At 65.0% G+C, this 20,732-nt stretch carries 20 protein-coding genes; 12 read left to right on the forward strand and 8 right to left on the reverse strand.

Annotation, left to right across the window (positions count from 1 at the left end; translation table 11 throughout):
* Positions 1-15: 15 nt before the first annotated feature.
* Positions 16-705 carry a TetR/AcrR family transcriptional regulator gene (locus tag FJ988_RS23945; protein WP_140820819.1) on the reverse strand — a complete coding sequence of 230 codons (690 nt, stop codon included), beginning with the start codon at positions 703-705 and terminating at the stop codon, positions 16-18.
* A 117-nt stretch (positions 706-822) separates the two neighbouring features.
* Between FJ988_RS23945 and FJ988_RS23950 the strand changes: the two genes are divergently transcribed.
* The 3 genes from FJ988_RS23950 to FJ988_RS23960 are packed head-to-tail and all read left to right on the forward strand — an operon-like array spanning position 823 to position 3,313.
* Positions 823-2,019, forward strand: a complete 1,197-nt coding sequence (locus tag FJ988_RS23950) for a Tm-1-like ATP-binding domain-containing protein (protein ID WP_140820820.1) — start codon at positions 823-825, stop codon at positions 2,017-2,019.
* Positions 2,020-2,025: 6 nt separating this feature from the next.
* The gene (locus FJ988_RS23955; RefSeq protein ID WP_140820821.1) at positions 2,026-2,892 is read left to right on the forward strand and encodes a phosphoenolpyruvate hydrolase family protein; all 867 of its coding nucleotides are present in this window, start codon (positions 2,026-2,028) and stop codon (positions 2,890-2,892) included.
* 4 nt (positions 2,893-2,896) lie between these two features.
* Positions 2,897-3,313, forward strand: a complete 417-nt coding sequence (locus FJ988_RS23960) for a cupin domain-containing protein (protein ID WP_140820822.1) — start codon at positions 2,897-2,899, stop codon at positions 3,311-3,313.
* A gap of 277 nt (positions 3,314-3,590) precedes the next feature.
* On the opposite strand, the gene FJ988_RS23965 is transcribed toward FJ988_RS23960, so the two are convergent.
* Together FJ988_RS23965 and FJ988_RS23970 are read right to left on the reverse strand one after the other, a co-directional pair.
* Complete coding sequence (locus FJ988_RS23965) at positions 3,591-3,995, reverse strand: hypothetical protein (RefSeq protein WP_140820823.1); 405 nt, start codon at positions 3,993-3,995, stop codon at positions 3,591-3,593.
* 76 nt (positions 3,996-4,071) lie between these two features.
* Positions 4,072-5,262 (reverse strand): Xaa-Pro peptidase family protein, encoded by a 1,191-nt coding sequence (locus FJ988_RS23970; protein WP_140820824.1) that lies wholly within the window; start codon positions 5,260-5,262, stop codon positions 4,072-4,074.
* Positions 5,263-5,587: 325 nt separating this feature from the next.
* Here FJ988_RS23970 and FJ988_RS23975 point away from each other — a divergent pair, with 325 nt between their 5' ends.
* The 6 genes from FJ988_RS23975 to FJ988_RS24005 all read left to right on the forward strand — a co-directional run bounded on the left by FJ988_RS23975 (position 5,588) and on the right by FJ988_RS24005 (position 11,364).
* Positions 5,588-7,198, forward strand: coding sequence for an ABC transporter substrate-binding protein (locus FJ988_RS23975; RefSeq protein WP_140820825.1), 1,611 nt, complete (start codon positions 5,588-5,590; stop codon positions 7,196-7,198).
* Positions 7,199-7,471: 273 nt separating this feature from the next.
* Entirely contained in the window at positions 7,472-8,458 is a 987-nt protein-coding gene (locus tag FJ988_RS23985) for an ABC transporter permease (RefSeq protein WP_140820827.1), read from the forward strand.
* Positions 8,455-9,285 (forward strand): ABC transporter permease, encoded by an 831-nt coding sequence (locus FJ988_RS23990; protein WP_140820828.1) that lies wholly within the window; start codon positions 8,455-8,457, stop codon positions 9,283-9,285. Before FJ988_RS23985 ends, FJ988_RS23990 begins: the two co-directional genes overlap by 4 nt.
* On the forward strand, positions 9,282-10,079 hold the full coding sequence (locus tag FJ988_RS23995; protein ID WP_181183651.1) for an ABC transporter ATP-binding protein: 798 nt from the start codon (positions 9,282-9,284) through the stop codon (positions 10,077-10,079). Before FJ988_RS23990 ends, FJ988_RS23995 begins: the two co-directional genes overlap by 4 nt.
* The gene (locus tag FJ988_RS24000; RefSeq protein WP_140820829.1) at positions 10,076-10,861 is read left to right on the forward strand and encodes an ATP-binding cassette domain-containing protein; all 786 of its coding nucleotides are present in this window, start codon (positions 10,076-10,078) and stop codon (positions 10,859-10,861) included. Before FJ988_RS23995 ends, FJ988_RS24000 begins: the two co-directional genes overlap by 4 nt.
* Positions 10,858-11,364 (forward strand): L-2-amino-thiazoline-4-carboxylic acid hydrolase, encoded by a 507-nt coding sequence (locus FJ988_RS24005; protein ID WP_140820830.1) that lies wholly within the window; start codon positions 10,858-10,860, stop codon positions 11,362-11,364. Before FJ988_RS24000 ends, FJ988_RS24005 begins: the two co-directional genes overlap by 4 nt.
* 8 nt (positions 11,365-11,372) lie before the next feature.
* Here FJ988_RS24005 and FJ988_RS24010 read toward each other — a convergent pair whose 3' ends face one another.
* A complete protein-coding gene (locus FJ988_RS24010; protein WP_140820831.1) occupies positions 11,373-12,152 on the reverse strand; it encodes a DeoR/GlpR family DNA-binding transcription regulator in 780 nt (259 codons plus the stop codon).
* A gap of 187 nt (positions 12,153-12,339) precedes the next feature.
* Between FJ988_RS24010 and FJ988_RS24015 the strand changes: the two genes are divergently transcribed.
* Positions 12,340-13,122: a hypothetical protein gene (locus FJ988_RS24015; RefSeq protein ID WP_140820832.1), complete on the forward strand. Its 783-nt coding sequence runs from the start codon at positions 12,340-12,342 to the stop codon at positions 13,120-13,122.
* A gap of 72 nt (positions 13,123-13,194) precedes the next feature.
* On the opposite strand, the gene FJ988_RS24020 is transcribed toward FJ988_RS24015, so the two are convergent.
* The 3 genes from FJ988_RS24020 to uxuA all read right to left on the reverse strand — a co-directional run bounded on the left by FJ988_RS24020 (position 13,195) and on the right by uxuA (position 17,283).
* Entirely contained in the window at positions 13,195-14,493 is a 1,299-nt protein-coding gene (locus tag FJ988_RS24020) for an NAD(P)/FAD-dependent oxidoreductase (protein ID WP_407067715.1), read from the reverse strand.
* Positions 14,493-15,863: a glutamine synthetase family protein gene (locus tag FJ988_RS24025; protein ID WP_140820834.1), complete on the reverse strand. Its 1,371-nt coding sequence runs from the start codon at positions 15,861-15,863 to the stop codon at positions 14,493-14,495. The genes FJ988_RS24020 and FJ988_RS24025 overlap by 1 nt, the downstream gene beginning before the upstream one ends.
* A gap of 226 nt (positions 15,864-16,089) precedes the next feature.
* A complete protein-coding gene (uxuA, locus tag FJ988_RS24030; RefSeq protein ID WP_140820835.1) occupies positions 16,090-17,283 on the reverse strand; it encodes a mannonate dehydratase in 1,194 nt (397 codons plus the stop codon).
* Between the two features lie 294 nt (positions 17,284-17,577).
* Between uxuA and FJ988_RS24035 the strand changes: the two genes are divergently transcribed.
* Positions 17,578-18,252: a GntR family transcriptional regulator gene (locus FJ988_RS24035; RefSeq protein ID WP_348644492.1), complete on the forward strand. Its 675-nt coding sequence runs from the start codon at positions 17,578-17,580 to the stop codon at positions 18,250-18,252.
* A 226-nt stretch (positions 18,253-18,478) separates the two neighbouring features.
* Positions 18,479-19,834, forward strand: coding sequence for a glutamine synthetase family protein (locus tag FJ988_RS24040; RefSeq protein WP_140820837.1), 1,356 nt, complete (start codon positions 18,479-18,481; stop codon positions 19,832-19,834).
* A gap of 77 nt (positions 19,835-19,911) precedes the next feature.
* On the opposite strand, the gene FJ988_RS24045 is transcribed toward FJ988_RS24040, so the two are convergent.
* A complete protein-coding gene (locus FJ988_RS24045; protein ID WP_140820838.1) occupies positions 19,912-20,553 on the reverse strand; it encodes a ThuA domain-containing protein in 642 nt (213 codons plus the stop codon).
* Positions 20,554-20,732: the final 179 nt, after the last annotated feature.

Raw genomic sequence — 20,732 nt, forward strand, 5'->3', positions numbered from 1 at the left:
CCAACCAGATCGTGGTCATTCACGACCGGACGCCGGCAAAGTCGCATCGGATTTCAGCCCAGCTTCCGCCACGGCCGTCCGCACCAGCGCGCCCGCCGCCCATTGCGCGACCGACGCCATCGCTTGGCTGTCCAGCCCCCACATGTCTTTCAGCACGATCAGCACCTCGACGCCGAACATCATGGACAGCGCCTGCGCGAGCCGCTTGAACTTGCGCGGCGGCAGCCGGCCCTTGAGCGGCGCGATCGCATCCTTCAGGAGATCGACGCGGTGGCCGCGCGTGAAGGCAGGCTCGGAGCCGAGCGTGCCCGCCTGCCGCCGCGCCCATTGGTCGAGCGAAAGCTTCAGCGCCGCCTTGAACGTCGCTTCGAAAGCCTCGATGCGCGGCATGGCGGTAGCGAACAATTCCGCCACGCGCCGCTCGGGATCGTCCGAGGCCGATTTCCAGGTCAGGATCGGCCCCAGCCCTTCGTCGACGACCGCCTGCACAAGCGCCGCCTGGCTTGGAAAGTAGCGATAGGCCGTCGCCCGGGAAACCTGCGCCGCTTCCGCCACCTCGCTCACCGAAGGCGTCACGCCGGCCTGCATCAGCCGCGTCGCCGTCTCCAGCATCAGCCGCCTCGTGCGGGCGCGCGGCCCTTTTTCGGGCAGCGACGTCGGCTCGGCGGCATCGCCGGCGGCGACTGATTGACGTGAGACATCCATGCCAATATGATACGCGCGTCTCAAAAAAATGCAATGACCTCACCATGGATTGGTTACATTGACGCTCTCCGCATCGAGCATCGCCGCCTCTGAGCCCATCGGCAGAGAGACGCCTCCATGAGGCGCATCTACGTCGTGGGCACCGCCGACACCAAAGGCGAGGAGCTGGCCTTCCTGGCCAATGCCGTCACCGTTGCCGGCGGCGCCGTCGTCCGCGTCGACATCGGCACGCGTGGCGCCACCGTCCCGGTCGACATCGAGGCAAGCGAGGTCGCGGCGCATCATCCGGATGGCGCCGGCGCCGTGCTCGGCATCGACGATCGCGGCAAGGCCGTTGCCGGCATGGGCATTGCCTTCACCCGCTTCATTCAATCGCGCGACGACGTTGCCGGCGTCATCGGCATCGGCGGTGGCGGCGGCACCTCGATCATCACCGCCGGCATGCGCGCGCTGCCGCTCGGTGTGCCGAAGCTCATGGTCTCGACGCTGGCCTCCGGCGACACCGCGCCTTACGTCGACGTCTCCGACATCATCATGATGCCGTCGGTGACCGACATGGCCGGACTCAACCGGCTGTCACGTGTCGTGCTGCACAACGCCGCCCACGCGATCGCCGGCATGGCGGCAAAGCCGGCGCCAACCGCCGCGGGCAAGCCGGCGCTCGGCCTGACCATGTTCGGCGTCACCACGCCTTGCGTGACGGCGATCGTCGAGCACTTGCGTGCCGACCATGACTGCATGGTCTTCCACGCCACCGGCACCGGCGGCCGCTCGATGGAGAAGCTTGCCGATTCCGGCCTGCTCGCCGGCGTCCTCGACATCACCACGACGGAAGTCTGCGATCTGCTCTTCGGCGGCGTGCTGCCGGCGACGCAGGATCGCTTCGGGGCGATTGCCCGCACGAAGCTGCCCTATGTCGGCTCGGTCGGCGCACTCGACATGGTCAATTTCTGGGCGCCGGCGACCATTCCGGAAAAATATCGCGGCCGGTTGTTCTACGAGCACAATCCAAACGTCACGCTGATGCGCACCACGGCGGACGAGTGCCGCATGATCGGCGAATGGATCGGCACCCGCCTCGCCCGCTGCGAAGGCCCTGTGCGCTTCCTGATCCCGGAAAAAGGCGTGTCGGCGCTCGATATAGAAGGCGGCGCCTTCTTCGACCCGGAGGCCGACGCCGCGCTGTTCGAGGCGATCGAGCGGACGATCAAGCCGACCCGGAACCGCACCGTGATGCGCCTGCCGCTGCACATCAACGATCCGGCCTTCGCCAAGGCCGCGGCCGAAACTTTCCTCGACATCGCCAAGAAGTGAGACCCGATGGCCGCCATTCCGCGCAAGAAAATCCTCGAGAAATTCCGCAAGATGATCGCCGAGGGCGTGCCGATCGTCGGCGGCGGCGCCGGCACCGGCCTGTCGGCCAAGGCCGAGGAAGCCGGCGGCATCGACCTGATCATCATCTACAATTCCGGCCGCTACCGCATGGCCGGGCGCGGCTCGGCCGCCGGCCTGCTCGCCTATGGCAACGCCAATGAGATTGTCAAGGAAATGGCCTATGAGGTGCTGCCGGTGGTGAAGAAGACGCCGGTGCTGGCCGGCGTCAACGGCACCGACCCCTTCGTGATCATGCCGCTGCTTTTAGCCGAGCTGAAAACGATGGGCTTTTCCGGCGTGCAGAATTTCCCGACTGTCGGCCTGTTCGACGGCACCATGCGCCGCAGCTTCGAGGAGACCGGCATGGGCTTCGGCCTCGAGGTCGAAATGATCGCCGAGGCGCACAAGCTCGACCTCCTGACCACGCCTTACGTCTTCAACCCGGACGAAGCGCGCGCCATGGCACGAGCCGGCGCCGACATCGTCGTTGCCCATATGGGTGTGACCACCGGCGGCTCGATCGGCGCCACCTCGGCGAAATCGCTCGACGATTGCGTGGTCGAGATCGACGCCATCGCCAATGCCGCAAGGTCGGTGCGCAAGGATGTCATCCTGCTCTGCCATGGCGGGCCGATCTCGATGCCCGACGACGCCCGCTACATCCTCGACCGCTGCAAGGGCCTGCACGGCTTTTACGGCGCAAGCTCGATGGAGCGGCTGCCGGCGGAAGCGGCAATCGCCAGGCAGACGGCGGATTTCAAGGCCGTCACGCTGCACGACCCGAAGACGGCGCAGAAGAAAAAGAAGGGATGAGGCTATGGCCGACAGGAGCAAGGTTTTCGTCTACCCGAAGGATGTCAGCGCCTTCGGCTTCGACTGGGGCAGACTGGCGCTGACCGTCGCGCCGGAAGTGAACGGCGCCGAACGCTTTTCCGGCGGCGTCGTCGACCTGCCGCCCGGCCAGGGCCACACCCGCCACAACCATCCGGGCGCCGAAGAAATCATCTTCGTCATCTCCGGCAACGGCGAGCAGATGGTCGACGACGAGAAGGGCAACCCGGTGGTGGCCAAGGTCGGCCCCGGCTGCACCATCTACGTGCCCGAAAGCCGCTTCCACTCGACGCTCAACACCGGCGACCAGCCGATGCAGCTGTTTGTCGTCTATTCGCCGGCCGGTCCGGAGTTGGCGCTGCGCGATCTTCCGGATTTCAGGCTGCTGCCGGCGGGCAAGTAACTACAGGCTAAGCCCAATCTTCATTGCGCGGGCTATTCTAGCTAAGCTGTTGGCGTCGCTCCCGAGCGCAAGTCTGCCTGGAAGAGCAGGAACATCCCGCTCTGACCGGAAAGCATCCCCTGAGGGCAGGCGCTCGACCCAGTAGGAGATACAGTCCTCGGCCGACTCTCGACCTAGCTGCCAGTACACAAATCTGATGGCGTGCTCTGGCCGTTCAAAGCCCGGAACTTCGTTGATCGCCACCTCTTGAGCGAGTTTTTGGGATTCGCTGAAGCGCTCAAAAAGCGGTAAGATAGTCGTCTTGATGTTGGCAACGATATTCGCGATTTGAGCCGGGCGAGTAATTGGTCCCGCTAAATTCCACGTCCGCCATTTGTACGGCGTCCGCAAATTGCCGAGTTGCCCCCCCTGCTACCCAGTCGCTTGCATCTGCAGGCCAAGCCGAGCCCTCATCCCATTCTTTCAGTGCCTTGCTGCAAACGGAGGCATGAACGGTCAGCTCGACATATTCACCAGCGACATTCACGTTGCTTGATTGAAAGGAGATTTTAAATGTCCAGTCGCCGGCGCGTCGACTGGCATGAGGTCCGCTTTTAGCGAAAAGGAACCCTATTGGCTCAAGCCACGCAGAGACCTGCCGGCAACCGTCTAGAAAGACCTGCTTGGGCAGTTCTTGGCTCATTGTTGTAGCGGTCCACGACGAGGTACGTCATCTGCTTAGCTCACCGTAATTCCAAATCATGGACCAACGCCAGCACTCAAGCCACCCCGCCCCTGTTCCACCCGCGGCCGCGGTCGCCAAACATCACATAGCCGCTTTCCGTCACCGCGACCGTATCCTCCAGCTTGATGAAGCCGCGTGTCGGATGGAGCATGGTGGTCTCGACCGACAGCACCATGTTCTTCTCCAGCGGCTTGGCCGCATAGGTGCCTTCATAGGCGACCGGATGGTTGGTCATCAGGAACGGCGCCTCATGCGTGATCAGCCCCATGCCGTGGGCGAAGAAATCCGTATAGGGCGCGACCTTGGAGGCCTTCAGCACACCCTCCGCATGCGAAATCATGTCGCCGCCGAGGATGCCCGCCTTGACCTTGGAAAAGGCCGCCTGCTGCACCGTCTCGACCTCGGCCAGCAGATCCTCCAGTTCGGCGTCCGGCTCGCCCAGCACACCCATGCGGCAGAGGTCGCCGATATAGCCGTGATAATTGCCGCCGGAATCGATCGACAGCACCTCGCCCTTCTTCCAGGCCTGGCCTGACGAAGCGCGGTTGTGGCTGGAGCCCAGCGTCAGCAGGCAATATTCGAAATGCGCGCCGCGATTGGTTTCCTCGCGCCTGAGCTGCTCGATGATGTCGGCCTTGGTCGTGCCTTCGCGCGCCCAGGCGATCGTCGCCAGCATCGAGTCTGTGATCAGCTCCGAGGCGGTACGCAACTGTTCGAGCTCGGCGTCGGTCTTGATGGCGCGCATGCGCTCCAGCATGTCGGTGGCGTCGATCAGCTTGGCATCCGGCAGCGCCTTGCGGATCAGCGTGTAGGCGTCCGAGGGCAGGAAGCCCGGCTCGATGCCGATGCGTGCAGCATTCTTGCCGATCTGCTTGAGGTGCTCGACCGCCAGGTTGGCGGCGTCGAGCGTGCCCCAGCAGGCGGCATGCAGGGTCGGCGTCCAGAACGGATGGTTCTGGTGCTCGCCGCCTTCCATCTTGTTGCCGATATAGGCCGCGTGCTCCGGCCCGCCTTTCTCGTAAAGCACGATCGGCAGATAGCGGCTGTGGCCGATCGCATCCATGGCGGCAAAGAAGATGAACTTGTAGCCGCCGAGCAGATACTGCGTGTTGTGCTTGGAGGTGGCGAACAGCACGTCGATGCCGGCCTCTTCCATCAGCCGGTCCACCCGCGCCTGGTCGAACGGAATGCTGCTGACCTCGGTCTTGCCCGGAGCGATGTTCATCTGCCTCTCCCTGTTCCTCGGCCGCATCGGCGCCGAACGTCATGTTTTTGGCTGTCGGCCAAATCTGCACCATTCCAGCCGTTCTGGTCCAGCCAGAACTGATCACTTTCGCGCCAATGGCGCGTTCCAACCTCTGAGGCGGCCAACCAAAACGCAACCTGGTCCTACCAGATTGCGGCAAGCCGCCTCTCGCGAATAACTGGTCCAGCGGACGGAAATTTCAAAGCCAACCCATCCTGCGCCAAAACCGTCTCTGGCGAAACCTTTGCCAAGGGCCATAATCACCGGATTGCCGCGCCTATGGCGCGAAGAGGGGAGTTGAGCGATGTCCGAATTGACGATTTCACGCCGCGGCCTGCTGGCCGGCTCGGCACTGCTTCTGGCCTCGACCGCGCTGCCGACCATCGGCCTGGCGCAGACGCCGAAGAAGGGCGGCCGCCTGGTGCTCGCCGCCGATTCCGAACCGCGCAACCTCAACCCGGCGATCGTCGCCTCGAACGGCGTTTTCTTCATCTCCAGCAAGATCGTCGAAACGCTGGCCGAAGCCTCCTTCGACGGCAAGGACGGGCTTGAGCCGCGCCTGGCGCTGTCCTGGGAAGGTGCCGCCGACGGACTGTCGGTCACCTTCAAATTGCGCGACGGCGTGAAGTGGCATGACGGCAAGCCGTTCACCTCCGCCGACGTCGCTTTCTCGGCGCTGCAGATCTGGAAGCCGCTGCAGAATCTCGGCCGCACGGTCTTCAAGGATCTGCAGGCCGTCGACACGCCGGACGATCTCACCGCTGTCTTCAAATTCGCCAAGCCGACGCCGTTCCAGCTCATCCGCAACGCGCTGCCGGCGCTGTCGAGCGTCGTGCCGAAGCACGTTTATGAGGTGGGCAAGATCGAGGACAACCCGGCCAACAACGCGCCGGTCGGCACCGGCCCGTTCAAATTCGCCGAATACAAGGCCGGCCAGTATTACCGGCTGACCCGGAACGACGCCTATTGGGGCAAGGACGAGCCCTATCTCGACGAAATTGTCTACCAGGTGCTGCCCGACCGGACCTCGGCCGCCGCCGCGCTCGAGGCCGAAGAGATCCAGCTCGCCGCCTTCTCGGCCGTGCCGCTCGCCGATCTCGACCGCATTTCGAAAGTACCCGGCCTGAAGGTCATCACCAAGGGCTATGAAGGGCTGACCTACCAGCTCGTCGTCGAGATCAACCACCGCCGCAAGGAACTCTCCGATCTGAAAGTGCGCCAGGCCATCGCGCACGCCATCGACAAGGATTTCGTCGTCAAGACGATCTTCCTCGGCTATGCCGCGACCGCCACCGGCCCGGTGCCGAAGAACGATCCGCAATTCTACACCGCCGACGTGCCGACCTATCCTTTCGACGTCGCCAAGGCCAACGCGCTGCTCGACGAAGCCGGCTACAAGCGCGCCGACGACGGCAAGCGCTTTGCGCTGAAGCTCTTGCCCGCGCCCTATTTCAACGAAACCAAACAGTTCGGCGACTATCTGCGCCAGGCGCTGGCCGCGATCGGCATAGACGCCGAGATCGTCAACAACGATTCCGCCGCCCACATCAAGGCGGTCTACACCGACCATGCCTTCGACCTCGCCGTCGGCCCGCCGGTGTTCCGCGGGGACCCGGCGATCTCGACCACCATCCTTGTGCAGAGCGGCATTCCCGACGGCGTGCCCTTCTCCAACCAGGGCGGCTACAAGAACCCCGATCTCGACGCGCTGATCGCCAAGGCATCCGAGACGCTCGACAGCGCCGCTCGCACCGAGCTCTACAAGGAGTTCCAGAAAAAGGTCGCCGCCGACCTGCCGCTGATCAACGTCGCCGAGTGGAGTTTCATCTCGGTCGCAAGCGACAAGGTCGGCAACATCGCCAACAATCCGCGCTGGGCGGTGTCGAGCTGGGCGGACACCTATTTGGAATCGTGACACATTCGTGCGGATGAGAGTTCGCGAAGAAATCGGAATTTGGCCGGAGGCCGCGTTCCGTCACCCCCCTCTCTGTCCTGCCGGACATCTCCCCCTCAAGGGGGGAGATCAGCCGTTTGTCCGTCCCGCCAGTTCTGCAACGTCGAAAATCGGCGAAGCCGTTGCTGGCAGCCAATCTCCCCCCTTGAGGGGGAGATGTCCGGCAGGACAGAGAGGGGGGCCTGGGCTCGACATCTCCTATAGCCGGCGTACCGCCACCCTACCGAGGCGCGCATGACCGGCGCCCTAACCCTCCTCCGCCGCCGCCTCGTCGGCAGCGTCTTCGTCCTCCTCATCGTCATCATCGGCAGCTTCATGCTGCTCGAAGCCGCGCCCGGCGATGCAGTCGACGCCTACATCGTCTCGACCGGCGGCGATGCCGGTATGATCGAATTGCTGCGCCACCGCTGGGGCCTCGACCAGTCGGAACTGACACGTCTCGCCAACTACCTCTGGGCACTGCTGCACCTCGACCTCGGCCAGTCCGTCACATTCTCGCGGCCGATCCGCGACATCATCCTCGAACGCCTGCCTACCACATTGATCCTGATGGGCAGCGCCACCGCGTTGTCCTTCGGCCTCGGCTCGGCGCTTGGCATCTATGCCGGCGCGCGGCCCGGCAGTTTTCGCGATCGTTTCCTCTCGATCGGTTCGCTGGCGCTATACGCCGTGCCTGGCTTCTGGCTTGGCCTGGTGCTGATCGTCGTCTTCGCCGTCGACCTGCGCTGGCTGCCGATCGGCGGCATCGAGACCATCGCTTCCGGCAAGATCGGGCTGGCGCGGGCCACCGACATTGCCGTCCATCTCGTGCTGCCGGTCTCGGCACTCGGCTTCATCTACCTTGCGCTCTATCTGCGCATGATGCGCGCCGGCATGGCCGAAGCCTGGCGGCAGGATTTTATCCTCGCCGCCCGCGCCAGGGGGCTGACGCGCCGCCGCATCGTGCTTGCCCATGTCGCCCGCAACGCGTTGCTGCCGCTGATCACCATGCTCGGCCTGCAATCGGCGCAGATGCTGGGCGGCAGCGTCGTCATCGAAAGCGTATTTGCCGTGCCCGGCCTCGGCCGGCTGGCGCAGGAAGCTGTTGCGGGGCGCGACACGCCGCTGCTGCTCGGCATCATCCTGGTCAGCGCCGTTCTCGTCATTCTCATCAATCTCCTGGTCGACCTCGCCTACGCTCTTCTCGATCCGCGCGTCGGCGCCGGCGAGGCCGGCGCATGAACCGCCTGCGCCGCTTTTTCCGCACGCCGGAGGCGATAGCCGGTGCGCTGATCCTCACACTTCTGGTTGCGATGGCGCTCGCCGCGCCGCTGCTCTTCCCGGGCGACCCGCAAGCCATCGCCGGCCCAGCGCTGCTGCCGCCGTTCCAGGATTGGTCGCTGCCGCTCGGCACCGACCGGCTCGGCCGCGACGTGCTGGCCGAGTTGTTTCACGGCGCCCGCACTTCGCTTGCCGTCGGACTGGCCGCCGCCGCGGCAGCACTTCTCATCGGCGCGGTGGTCGGCACTTTAGCCGGCTTCGCCGGAGGCCTGGTCGACGAAGTGCTGATGCGCGTCACCGACGCCTTCCAGACCGTGCCGAGCTTTCTGCTAGCGCTCGCCTTCGTCAGCATAGTCGGCCCTTCGCTCGGCGTCGTCGTCGTGGCCATAGCGCTCGGCGCCTGGACCGGCCCCGCGCGCCTCGCCCGCGCCGAAGTGCTGTCGATCCGCGAACGCGACTATGTCGCCGGCGCCCGCGTCATCGGCATGCATCCGATTGCGATCGCATTTCGCGAGGTGCTGCCCAATGCCCTGCCGCCGGTGCTGGCGCTGTCGTCGGTGATCGTGGCTGCCGCGATCCTTACCGAGGCGGCGCTGTCCTTCCTTGGCTTAGGCGACCCCAACCGCGTCACCTGGGGCGGCATGATCGCTGAAGGCCGCACCGTGTTGCGCACCGCGCCGTTCCTCTCGATCGCTCCGGGCGTGGCGCTGGTGCTGACGGTGCTCGGCGTCTACCTCGCCGGCGAAGGCGTGGTGGAGAGCACCGCGGTGCGCAGGAGCTTGTCGTGACGGTGCTGCTGTCGATCCGAGAACTGGCGGTTGCCTATCGGCGCGATGGGGTCGAAGTGGCGGCGCTGAAGGGTGTGAGCCTGGAGGTGCACGCGGGGGAGCGCCTAGCGGTCATTGGCGAAAGCGGCTCGGGCAAGAGCACGCTGGCGCTGGCGGTTGCGGGGTTGTTGGCGGGGAGCACCAAGGTTGGCGGAACGATTGAGTGGCTCTTGCCGGCAAGCCACCCCCACCTCGGGCGCGACATCGGCTTCGTCTTCCAGGACCCCTCCTCCAGCCTCGACCCCGTGATGCCGGTCGGCAAACAAATCGCCGAGGTCGCCCGCACGCATCTCAATCTCAGCTGGCGCGACTCATATGCCAAAGCCAAAACCCTCCTCGAGCGCGTCCGCCTCCCCAACCCCGACGCCACTGTCCGCGCCTACCCGCACCGGCTCTCCGGCGGCCAGAAACAGCGCGTCGCCATCGCAGCCGCCATCGCCGCCGGCCCGAAACTCCTGATCGCCGATGAAGCGACCAGCGCGCTCGACACCATTGTCCAGGCCGAGATCGTCGCGCTGATCCGGCGCCTCGTCGCCGAGGACGGCATGACGCTGCTCTTCATCAGCCACGACATCGCGCTGGCCGCCACGCTGGCCGATCGCATCGCGGTGCTGCGCCGCGGCGAACTGGTCGAACTCGGCGAAACCCGTCAGATCATCGACGCCCCGGGCCACGCCTATACGCGGGCACTGCTCGACGCCCATCTCGGCCTCGACGCCACGCCACTGCTTGAGCGGCAAGGCACCCCGGCATGACTGTGCTTGCCGTCTCCAACCTCGCCAAGCACTACCGTCGCGGCGACAAAACCTTCGCGGCGGTCGACGGCGTATCCTTCGAGATCGGCCCGGCCGAGACGCTGGCGCTTGCCGGCCCATCCGGCAGCGGCAAATCGACGATAGCGCGGCTGGTGCTGCGGCTGATCGAGCCCGATGCCGGCCGCATCGACTTCGAAGGCCACGACTTTCTAGCGCTGTCTGGCGCAGCCCTGCGCGCCAGGCGCGCAAAGCTGCAGATGGTGTTCCAGGATCCGCTCGCCGCCTTCAATCCGCGCGCCAGCGTGGCGCGTGTGCTCGACGATCCGCTGCGCATCCACAATATCGCTTCACGCGCCGAGCGCCCGGATCGGATCGCCGCGTTGCTGGAACGGGTCGGCCTCGACGCCAATCTGGCGGCAAGCCCCATCCACGAAATCTCCGGCGGCCAGCGTCAGCGCGTGGCGATCGCCCGCGCCATCGCGACAAAACCGTCGCTGATCGTGCTCGACGAGGCGGTGGCGGCGCTCGATGTTTCCGTGCGCGGACAGATCCTGGAATTGCTGCTCGACCTGCAGCGAGAGGAACGGATTTCCTACCTCTTCATTTCACATGACCTCGGCGTCATCCGCGCCATCGCCCATCGCATCGCGATCCTCGATGCCGGCCGTATCGTCGAAACCGGCGATGCCCGTGCCATCATCGCCGATCCGCAATCGGCGATCGGCAAGGCGCTGGTCGCCGCGACGCCGAAGCTCGTCAGATCCAGTCAGGAAACATTATGACCGACGCCGAAGTCGCCAGAGCCGAGAAACTGTCGCGCGAGCTCGACTCCGCCTTCCGCAACCGCGCCGATCTCTACCGCCTCTTCCTAGACGAGTTGACCGCCGAGCTCGGTGCCGAGCAGGCCGAGGCGGTAATGATACGGACCATCGAAAAGCGCGGCCAGGAAGTCGCGGCTGCGGCCTTCGCCGGCTTCGGTCCGAACGACGCGCCGGCGATCGGCGAAGCCTTCCTTGCCGTCAGTCCGGATGGCGGCCGCATGTATCCGACAGATGTCGAGCGCGGCCCCGGCCACATCGCCTTCAAGGTCAAGCGCTGCCCGTTGAAGGATGCCTGGGTCGAGGCCGGCGTCGGCGACGAAAAACTCGCCACGCTCTGCCGCATCGCCGGCGCCTTCGACCGCGGTCTGTTCGAGGCGACCGGCGTGCGCTTCGCCAACGTCACCTGGACGCCGGGCCATGGCTCCGGCTGCTGCCACATCGCGCTGACCAACAGGGACGCTTAGCCGATTATCTATACGGCAAACACATGCAGCTCGCCGCCGGCCTGGTCGATTGCCGCACGCAGCTCCGCAGCCGGCTCGCTGTCGGTGACGACATCGGAAATTTCGCTCAGCGCACAGACGCGCTCCAGGCTGGTGCGGCCGAACTTGTCGTTGGTGACGACCAGCATCGTCGACAGCGAGCGCGCCATCATCGCCCGCTTTACCGCCGCAGCACCCGAGATCGTGTCGCTCGGCCCCTCGCCATTCAGGGCCGAAGCGCCGATAACAGCGACATCGGCATTGTAGCGGCTGACGAATTCGACCGTGTCCTCGCCGAGCACGCTGGCCTCGCGGCTGTCATAGGTGCCGGGGCAAAGGATGACGCGAAAACTCGGATTGGCGCCGGCGACCGAGGCGACGCCGAGCGAATTGGTGATGACGGTCAGGTCGCGCCTGAGCTGCGAAAGACCGCGCGCCACCTCATAGGTCGTCGAGCCGCCGTCGATCATGACGATGCGGCCGTTCTCGATCAGGCCGGCGGCGCCGCGGCCGATCCGGGCGCGCTCCTCGACCAGGGTGAGGCCGCGTTCGGCGATCACCGGCTCGGACGTCATCAAGGAAATGGTGGCGCCACCATAGGTGCGGTTGATCAGCCCCGCCTCGCCGAGCTCGATAAGGTCGCGCCGGATGGTCTCGCCGGCGACGCCGATGCGGCGCGCGAGCTTGGAGATGCGGATCGAAGCAGAGCGCCGCACTTCCGAAAGGATCAGCTCATGGCGTTCCTTCTTCGTCAGCCGGCTCTGATCCATAAAGTTCCTTTTCCTGCCCGCCGACGGATCGGCTTCTCGCTCCGTGGCAAAGCAAATCGCTTCGTGAGCAGCTGAACATTAGCGACGGCTGGCCGGTTGGAAAAGCAGCCAAGCGGGATGGCAGCCCGACCCGTTGGTGATTTATTGCAGGCATCGCGCGCATCGATTCGCGAAAAGGACTTTTGCCATGCATGTCGTGACTTTGCTGAAGGCGGAGATGTTCGACGTTGAGATCGACGGCAAGACGGCCTCGATCGCCGAAGCGCTGCCCGACTGGAACCCGCATGATCGCTTCGGTCTGGTGATCGACGATCCGCTGGGCGGTATCGGCGCCACCCATCTGCTGCAGATCGCCATCACCTCGTTCTATGACGTCAAACCCAGCCGTCGCAACGAATTGACGATCTATCCTGAAATCTACGCCTTCCATATCGGCAAGGGTCACGGCGCGCATGCGCCCTATGATTTCTGGCCAGCCCGACGCGAGGTGATCACCTCGCTCGACCATCGCGAGGTGCTCGACGCCATCAACGATCGCGGCATCACCCGGCTGGCCGTGCCCGATCGCCCTGAGCGCGATGTTGTGCATCGTCCCAAGGAGGTCGACGCGGCGCTCGACCGTATCGTGTCGGCGTTCGTCTACGATCCGTCGGGCCGCGTCGCCAAACCGGACCTTGTCATTTCTGGCAACGACAAGCGGACCGAACACAACCCCAACAGCGCCTTGCGCCCTCGCTACAGGGACAATCCACCAGCAGCGGTCTCGACAGCGGCCAAGCCGGTCAAGGAAGTGGACACGTCCTATCAGGAGTGGCTGCGCAAGCGCGAGCACGACCTGACCGCTGAGGAGCGCGACTTTGTCGAGCGGCGGCGGCAAGCGTTGAGGAAGGAAGGCCTCGTCACCGAGACCTACCGGCGCGCCGGCGTCCGCGAGGCTCTGGCGCGCCTCGCGTCGGCCGGGCAGCGCTGAACCATCCCCAGCGCCCGGGATTTGCTCCGGGCGTCGCGACGCTTGGTTGATATCGTCCGTTCGGCGTCCGCCTCAGTGCCTGAGCCGATCGCGCATCGCATACCACAGCATGCCGAGTACATAGAGCGGCCCGCGCAGCGCCGTGCCGCCCGGGAAGGGCAGCGGCGTCAGCGTCGAGAACAGGTCGAGCCGCGAGGTATCGCCGGTGATCGCTTCCGCCAACAGCTTGCCCGACAGCGTCGACAGGATGACGCCCTTGCCGGAATAGCCATGCGCGAAATAGACCTCGCCGTAATGCCCGACATGCGGCAGCCGCGACGTCGTCACCGATACCAGCCCGCCCCAGGCATGGTCGATGCGGCAGCCTTTGAGCTGTGGAAAGGTCTTTTCCATATGCGGCCGCACAAAGCCCGCGATGTCGGCCGGCGGCGACGGCGTGTAGCGCTCGCCGCCGCCGAACAGCAGGCGGCCGTCCGCCGACTTGCGGTAGTAGTTGACGACGAACAGCGTGTCGGAGACCGCGACATTGGCCGGGATGACATCGGCCTTGCCGTCCAGCGGCTCGGTGGCGACGATATAGTTGCCGACTGGCATGATGCGGCTGTTGACGCGCGGCTCCAGCCCCTTGAGCAGCGCATCGCCCGCCAGCACCACATGCCGGGCCCGGACCGAGCCCTTGTCGGTATGGACGCGGATCGACGGCTCCCGCTCCAGTCGGGTGGCAACCGAGTTCTCATGGATGACGACGCCGGCGCTAACCGCGGCGCGCGCCAGCCCCAGCGTGTAGTTCAGCGGATGCATATGGCCGCCGAGCGGCTCGAAGACCGCGCCCTGATAGGGCGTGTCCACCTTCTGCCGGGCCTGCGCCGCTGAAAATATCTCGATATCGGTAAAGTTCATGACCTTGGCGAGGCACTCGGCTTCTTCCTCGAAGTCGCGCATGTCCGAACCGTTGACGGCCCCGACAAGGTGGCCGGTCAGGCGCAGGTCGCAGTCGATGGCGTGGCGCTCGATAATGTCGAGCACAAGCCCTCGCGCCTCGAAGGCCAAGTCGAACAGCGCCTTCGCCCGTTCCTGCCCGAAGGACTTCACCAGCCCCTTGGCGCCTTTGCGCAGGCCGGGGATCATCTGGCCGCCATTGCGCCCGGAGGCGCCCCAGCCGATCTTGCCGCCTTCGAGCAGCACCACCTTCAGGCCGCGCTCGGCGGCATGCAGCGCCGCCGACAGGCCGGTGCAGCCACCGCCGACGACGACCAGATCGGCCTCGACGTCACCGTCTAGGGCCGGATGGTCCGGCGCCGGATTGGCGGTGGCGACATAGTAGGATTTGCCGATATCGAGACCGGCGTTGAAACCTGTTGAGACCATGATCACACCTTGAGCAGCAGATGGTCGCGTTCCCAGGACGTCACGACGCTCTGGAACAGGTCGAGCTCGACGCTCTTCACGCGCAGATAGGTCTGGAAGAAATCCTCGCCGAGCAGCGCCCGCACGGGCGCGCAGGCGGCGAAGCGCTCCAGCGCCTCCTCCATGGTTTTCGGCAGCGTGCTCTTGCTGCGATAGGCATTACCGTGGGCTTCCGGCGAGCGCGCCAGCTTCTCCTCGATGCCGAGATAACCAGCGATCAGCGAGCCGGCCATGGCGAGATACGGATTGGCGTCGGCACCGGGCAAGCGGTTCTCGATACGCCGGGCAGCGCGTCCGCCCATCGGCACGCGAAGGCCGCAGGAGCGGTTGTCATGCGACCATTCGATGTTGGCCGGCGCGCTGTGGTTCGGTCGGATGCGCCGGTAGGAATTCACGTTGGGTGCGAACAGCGGCATGATTTCCGGGACATATTTCTGCAGGCCGCCGATGAACTGCGAGAACATCTCGCTGTCCTCGCCGTCTTCGCCGGCGAACAAGGGCTCGCCCTTCTCGTCGACGATCGACATGTGCAGGTGCATCGAGCTGCCGGCCTGCGCGGCGATCGGCTTGGCCATGAAAGTGGCGTGCATGCCGTTCGCTTGGGCTGCCTGCCGCGCCAGACGCTTGAACAAAAGCACCTTGTCGGCCAGCGCCAGCGGATCGCCATGCAGCAGGTTGATCTCGAGCTGCGCCGTGCCGGATTCATGGATCAGCGTCTCGACCGGCAGGCCGGCGACGGCGGCATGCTCATAGAGCCGCCGCGTCACCGCTTCGAACTCCTCCATCGCCTGCATGTCGTAAGGATGCTGCACGCTTTCCGGCCGGCCGTTGCGCCCGACCGGCGCGGTGATCGGACGATCCGGATCGGGATTGGGCGCCGTGAGGTAGAATTCGAGTTCCGGCGCCATCACCGCGCGCCAGCCGCGCTGCTCATAAAGCTCAAGCACGGCCCTTAGCACGTGGCGCGGTGAGGCCATCCAGGGCCGGTCGTCCATATGGAACGTGTCGGCAAAGACATAGGCCTTGCCGGCGCTGCCCGGAGCGACGCACAGCGTCGAGATGTCCGGCACCATACGCATGTCCGGATCGGAATAGGCAAAGCCTTCGTCGATCGAGCCGGAATAGCGGCCGTCGATGGCGACCAGGAAGGCGCTGCTCGGCAAATAGAGCGCCCGGTCCTCGAGCGACTTGAGGAATTTGGCTGCCGGCAGCGCCTTGCCGCGCAGCACGCCGTTGACGTCGGGGACGAGGCATTCGACCTCGCTGATCGCATGCGTTTTCAGCCAGCCTTGCGTGTCCGCGCCGGGGAATAAGGTATTGAGATTGTCAGGCATTGGTCATGTCCGTACGAAGGAGAAATCGCTTCGGCGGGCATGTCCGTTCCGGGTAGGGCGTTATCTAAGCTGCGTTATCCGAGAACGGACGCCCGCCTGATGACCGGCCGAAAGGCCGGGTTCAGCATAACGGACACCCCTTCGGTCCAGCCGTCACGAACGACGTGCGAGCCGACCTTGGTCTCCTCCGCGCGTTGCAGGTTCTCGTGGCGGCAGCAGCGCATGGTCAGCCCGCCGCGGCCAGGTCGAACCGCTCCACCGCGCGCATGATGCCGCGCAGTTCGGCGAGACCCTTCAGCCGGCCGATCAGCGAGTAGCCGGGATTGATCTTGGTCTTGCCGATGTCGTCGGCAAGCAGATGGCCATGGTCGGGGCGCATCGGAATGCGCCAGTCGGAGCGACCCTCTTTGCGCCTGCGGGCCTCTTCCTTCATCAGCGCCAAGATGACTTCTGCCATGTCGGTCGAGCCTTCCAGGTGCTCGGCCTCGTAGAAGGAGCCGTCCGCCTCGCGCGTCACGTTGCGCAGATGCGCGAAATGGATCCGCGGCGCGAACTCCTCGATCATCGCGACGAGGTCGTTGTCGGCGCGCACGCCGTAGGAGCCGGTGCAGAAGGTCAGCCCGTTCGACGGGCTGTCGACCACACCCAGTATGAAACGGGCGTCGTCTGCGGTGGAGACGACGCGCGGCAGGCCGTAGAGCGAGAACGGCGGATCGTCGGGGTGGATGCACATCCGCGCCCCGACTTCCTCGGCCGTCGGGATGATCTCCTTCAGGAACCAGGCCAGATTGGCGCGCAGTTCCGCCGGACCGATCGCAGCATAGTCGGCAAGAGCATCGCGCATCGTCTCGCGATTGTAGGTGCGCTCGGTCGCCGGCAGGCCGGCGATCAGGTTGCGTTCGATCTTGTCTATGTCCTCATTGCTCAAAATCTTGAGCCGCGCCTCCGCTTCCTGAAGACGCGCCGAGCTGTAGCCCGCCTCGGCATTCGGCCGCTTCAGCACGAACACGTCATAGGCTGCGAAGTCGAGCGCATCGAAGCGCAGCGCATAACCGGTGGTCGGCAGCCGGTACATCAGGTCGGTACGCGTCCAATCGACGACCGGCATGAAATTGTAGCAGATGGTGGAGATGCCGGCCTTGGCCAAAGCCCGGATCGTATCCCTGTACCAGCGGGCATAGCGTTCCCGCTCGGGCGTGCCGGTCTTGATCGAGTTGTGCACCGGAATGCTTTCGACCACCGACCATGTCAGCCCCGCCGCCTCGATGATGCGCTTGCGCTCGAGGATGGCGTCGAGCGGCCAGGCGCTGCCGTCATAGATGTTGTGCAGCGCTGTCACGATTCCCGTCGCGCCGGCCTGCTTGATGTGGTCGAGCGTCACCGGATCGTTCGGGCCGTACCAGCGCCAGCATTGTTCCATGATCATTCCTTTGCGGTTGCCCGCGACCATATTGTCGGACGGCGATGCCAGTCAAATCTGGAGATTGCGGCAGGGCCGCAGCTTTCGATGAACCAGGTTCCGCAGTTGAAGCGAGACAACCGGACCGTCAGTGGCGAACCGCCTAGGGCCACCCGCCCTGCCCTCCCTTGCAGCCGCGCGTCAACCGTCTATCGTGCGGCCTGGAACTGCCGCCGAACCACCATGGCGGCGGATTACAGATTTCAGGACGAGTGAAGCAACGCTTAGCCAATGGCCGACAAACCGCGATTCGGATTGACCGCTGTCGACAGCGTTCCCCTGCATGAGAAAGTCTATCTGGAGCTCGTGCGGGCGCTGATGTCCGGTCAGCTCCGACCCGGCCAGAAGCTGACCTCGCGCAAGCTCGCCAAGGAGCTCGGCACCAGCGACATGCCGGTGCGCAGCGCCTTCACCCGGCTGCAGGCACTGCGGGCGCTGAGCCCAATGCCGAACGGCAGCGTCGAGGTGCCCTTGATCTCGGCCGAGCGCTTTGAGCAATTGACCGCGGTGCGCACGGTCCTGGAAGGCACGGCCGCCGAGCTCGCGACAAGACGCATCAACGGCAACAATCTGCGCGCCATCCGCCGCCACGCCGCCGAGCTTACCCAGGCCGCCCGCAGCGGCGACATCGACGACTATCTGCGCCGGAACCACGACTTCAAATTCGGGGTCTATCGCCATTGCGGCAACGAGCAGATGATCTTCCTGATCGAAACGGTGTGGATGCAGGTCGGCCCGTTCCTCAGGAACCTGCGCATCGGCTTCGAGGATGATCTCGCCGGCATCCTCGGCATCGACTACCACGAAGAGGTGGTGGTGGCGATCGAGGCTGGCGACGGCGCGCGCGCCCGCGCCGCCATCGTGCGCGACATCGAGGAAGGCGCCACGCATATCCTTGGCCAAGTGAACTTTCCGGAAGTGCCCCACTGACAGGTCGCGTCCCGATTCCAGCTTGGCTTTCGTCGGTCGGGTCGCTATGTTGCGATCGCAGATCGCACAACAAGAGCCCGAAATGCCGCCCGATATCCCAGCTAGTGAATTGAAAAAATGAAGAAAAGCAACCCGGCGCAAGCTGTGTTGGCCTTCATAAACTCAAAAGCTGAAATAGGATATCGTAGCCGGCAGGGCTACAGCACCTCCTGAAAGGGGCTGGAAATTGAGCGATGCGATCGTGGACGTTTTGAACTGGCTTGAAAGCAGGCAGGACATCCAGAGCCTGCGGGCCGCGGTGTGCGACCTGAACGGCATCATGCGGGGAAAACGCATTCCGGTCGAGCAGGCGCGCAAGGCGCTCGAGGGCAAGCTGCGCATGCCCTATTCGGCGATCGGGCTCGACATCTGGGGCGAGGACATCGAGGGCAACGCGCAGGTGTTTTCGACCGGCGACGCCGACGGGCTTTGCCAGTGGACCGGACGCGGCATCCTGCCGGTCGACTGGACCGCGCATCCGACCGCGCTTTTGCCGGTCTGGCTGGCGGACGATACCGGCGCTCCCTATCTCGGCGACCCGCGGCGAGCGCTGGCCCGCATCCTCGACCGCTATGCGGCGCTCGGCCTGACGCCCGTCACCGCGACCGAGCTTGAATTCTACCTCGTCGACCCGACCTCGCAGCGGCCGGTCGGACCCGTCTCGCCGATCACCGGCCGGCGTCTCGATTCCGACGCCGCACTTTCGATCGACGAGATCGACGATTTCGAGGGCTTCATCCACGATGTCTACGCGGCCTGCCGCATGCAGGACATCCCGGTCGACACCGCGATCGCCGAGAACGGCGTCGGCCAGTTCGAGATCAACCTCAACCACGTGCCGGACGCCTTGCGCGCCGCCGACGATGCGGTGCTGTTCAAGCGCACCGTCAAAGGCGTCGCCCGCAAGCATGGCTTTGCCGCCTGCTTCATGGCCAAGCCCTATGGCGAGCGTGCCGGCAACGGCTTTCACGTGCATTTCAGCGTCCTCGACAGGGACGGCCGCAACATCTTCGACGACGGTTCCGACCAGGGCTCGGACACGATGCGCCACGCAGTCGGCGGCCTGCTTGCCGCCATGGCCGAAAGCACGCTGGTGTTCGCGCCGCATTTCAATTCCTACCGCCGTCTGCGTCCGCGCTCCTACGCGCCGACGGCGGTTGCCTGGGGCTATGAGAACCGCATGGTGGCGATCCGCATTCCGGGCGGTCCGGCCGCGGCGCGCCGCATCGAGCATCGCGTCTCCGGCGCCGACGCAAACCCCTATCTGGTGCTGGCGGCGATCCTGGGCGCAGCGCTGATCGGCATCGAGAAGCAGCTCTCGCCCGGCGAGCCGACCGGCGGCGAGGGCCAGGGACTGCCGCTGGCCAAGCTGCCTCCGGACTGGGCCTCGGCGATTGCCGCCTTCGAGAGCGGCAAGCGCGTGGCGGAGATCTTCCCGGACGTGCTGCGCGACGCCTTCGTCGCCTGCAAGCGCCAGGAGTTGAACACTTTTGCGCTGAATGTCAGCGACTTCGAGATCGAGACTTATCTTGAGAGCGTTTAGAGCAATTCCAGGAAAAGTGCGCAGCGGTTTTCCGTCCGGAATTGCGTAAAATATGGAGCCGGCTTCGAACCTGTCGATCAGCGCGCCGCCCACGCCAGCCCGCGGCGCAAGATGGTGCGCATCTGCGGCACCTCGAACTCCGAAGCCACGTGACCCAGCGAGGAATAGAACACACGGCCCTTGCCGTGCCGCCGCTTCCATACCACCGGCATGACGACACCGTCGATCCACGGCGCATGTTCGCCGGAGAAGGTGGTGGTTGCCAGCACCTCGTTCGACGGGTCGACATGCATATAATATTGCTCGGAGCGGTAGGGGAAATCCTCGATGCCCTGCATGATCGGGTCGTCGCGCCGCGTCACGTTCACACGGTAGTCGATGATGTTGCCGGGATGTGCGACCCATTGCCCGCCGCACATGAACTGGTAGTCGGGCGACTCGCGAAAGGCGTCGCCCATGCCGCCATGATAGCCGCCGAGGCCGACGCCGTTCTCGACCGCCCTGGTCAGGTTGGCCGCCTCGTCCTTGGCGATTTTGGACATGGTGTAGATCGGCACGATCAGGCTGAGATCGGCGATGGCCGGATCGGCGAAGACCGCGGTCGTGTTTTCGACGCGCACGGCAAAGCCCTCTTCCTCGAGCATCGCCTTGACGACATGCGCGCCGGCTTCGGGCTCATGCCCCTCCCAGCCGCCCCATACGATCAGCGCCTGCCGCATTTTGCTCTCCTCAACCTATCTGCCGCATAGGCTTTGTGAGATCCGGCAGGCCGGAACGCAAGCCACGAACGGTATCAATTGCCGATCGGCTTGCAAGAGCGGCGGGCCGCCGGCGAAGCCCGCGCGAGGCGGGTTGTTTGGGGTTCGGTGCGTGGACAGAATTTGGCATGTCCGTCGCG

The sequence above is a fragment of the Mesorhizobium sp. CU3 genome (assembly GCF_006442965.1).
Taxonomy (GTDB): Bacteria; Pseudomonadota; Alphaproteobacteria; order Rhizobiales; family Rhizobiaceae; genus Mesorhizobium.

What these genes read in the sequence shown, in the direction of transcription:
- FJ988_RS24025 (WP_140820834.1), bottom strand. Translation starts at nt 15,863, where the DNA reads ATGCCTGACAATCTCAATACCTTATTCCCCGGCGCGGACACGCAAGGC.
- FJ988_RS23960 (WP_140820822.1), top strand. Translation starts at nt 2,897, where the DNA reads ATGGCCGACAGGAGCAAGGTTTTCGTCTACCCGAAGGATGTCAGCGCC.
- FJ988_RS23945 (WP_140820819.1), bottom strand. Translation starts at nt 705, where the DNA reads ATGGATGTCTCACGTCAATCAGTCGCCGCCGGCGATGCCGCCGAGCCG.
- FJ988_RS24015 (WP_140820832.1), top strand. Translation starts at nt 12,340, where the DNA reads ATGCATGTCGTGACTTTGCTGAAGGCGGAGATGTTCGACGTTGAGATC.
- FJ988_RS23950 (WP_140820820.1), top strand. Translation starts at nt 823, where the DNA reads ATGAGGCGCATCTACGTCGTGGGCACCGCCGACACCAAAGGCGAGGAG.
- FJ988_RS23965 (WP_140820823.1), bottom strand. Translation starts at nt 3,995, where the DNA reads ATGAGCCAAGAACTGCCCAAGCAGGTCTTTCTAGACGGTTGCCGGCAG.
- FJ988_RS23985 (WP_140820827.1), top strand. Translation starts at nt 7,472, where the DNA reads ATGACCGGCGCCCTAACCCTCCTCCGCCGCCGCCTCGTCGGCAGCGTC.
- FJ988_RS23990 (WP_140820828.1), top strand. Translation starts at nt 8,455, where the DNA reads ATGAACCGCCTGCGCCGCTTTTTCCGCACGCCGGAGGCGATAGCCGGT.
- FJ988_RS23975 (WP_140820825.1), top strand. Translation starts at nt 5,588, where the DNA reads ATGTCCGAATTGACGATTTCACGCCGCGGCCTGCTGGCCGGCTCGGCA.
- FJ988_RS24000 (WP_140820829.1), top strand. Translation starts at nt 10,076, where the DNA reads ATGACTGTGCTTGCCGTCTCCAACCTCGCCAAGCACTACCGTCGCGGC.
- FJ988_RS24045 (WP_140820838.1), bottom strand. Translation starts at nt 20,553, where the DNA reads ATGCGGCAGGCGCTGATCGTATGGGGCGGCTGGGAGGGGCATGAGCCC.
- uxuA (WP_140820835.1), bottom strand. Translation starts at nt 17,283, where the DNA reads ATGGAACAATGCTGGCGCTGGTACGGCCCGAACGATCCGGTGACGCTC.
- FJ988_RS24005 (WP_140820830.1), top strand. Translation starts at nt 10,858, where the DNA reads ATGACCGACGCCGAAGTCGCCAGAGCCGAGAAACTGTCGCGCGAGCTC.
- FJ988_RS24010 (WP_140820831.1), bottom strand. Translation starts at nt 12,152, where the DNA reads ATGGATCAGAGCCGGCTGACGAAGAAGGAACGCCATGAGCTGATCCTT.
- FJ988_RS23970 (WP_140820824.1), bottom strand. Translation starts at nt 5,262, where the DNA reads ATGAACATCGCTCCGGGCAAGACCGAGGTCAGCAGCATTCCGTTCGAC.
- FJ988_RS23955 (WP_140820821.1), top strand. Translation starts at nt 2,026, where the DNA reads ATGGCCGCCATTCCGCGCAAGAAAATCCTCGAGAAATTCCGCAAGATG.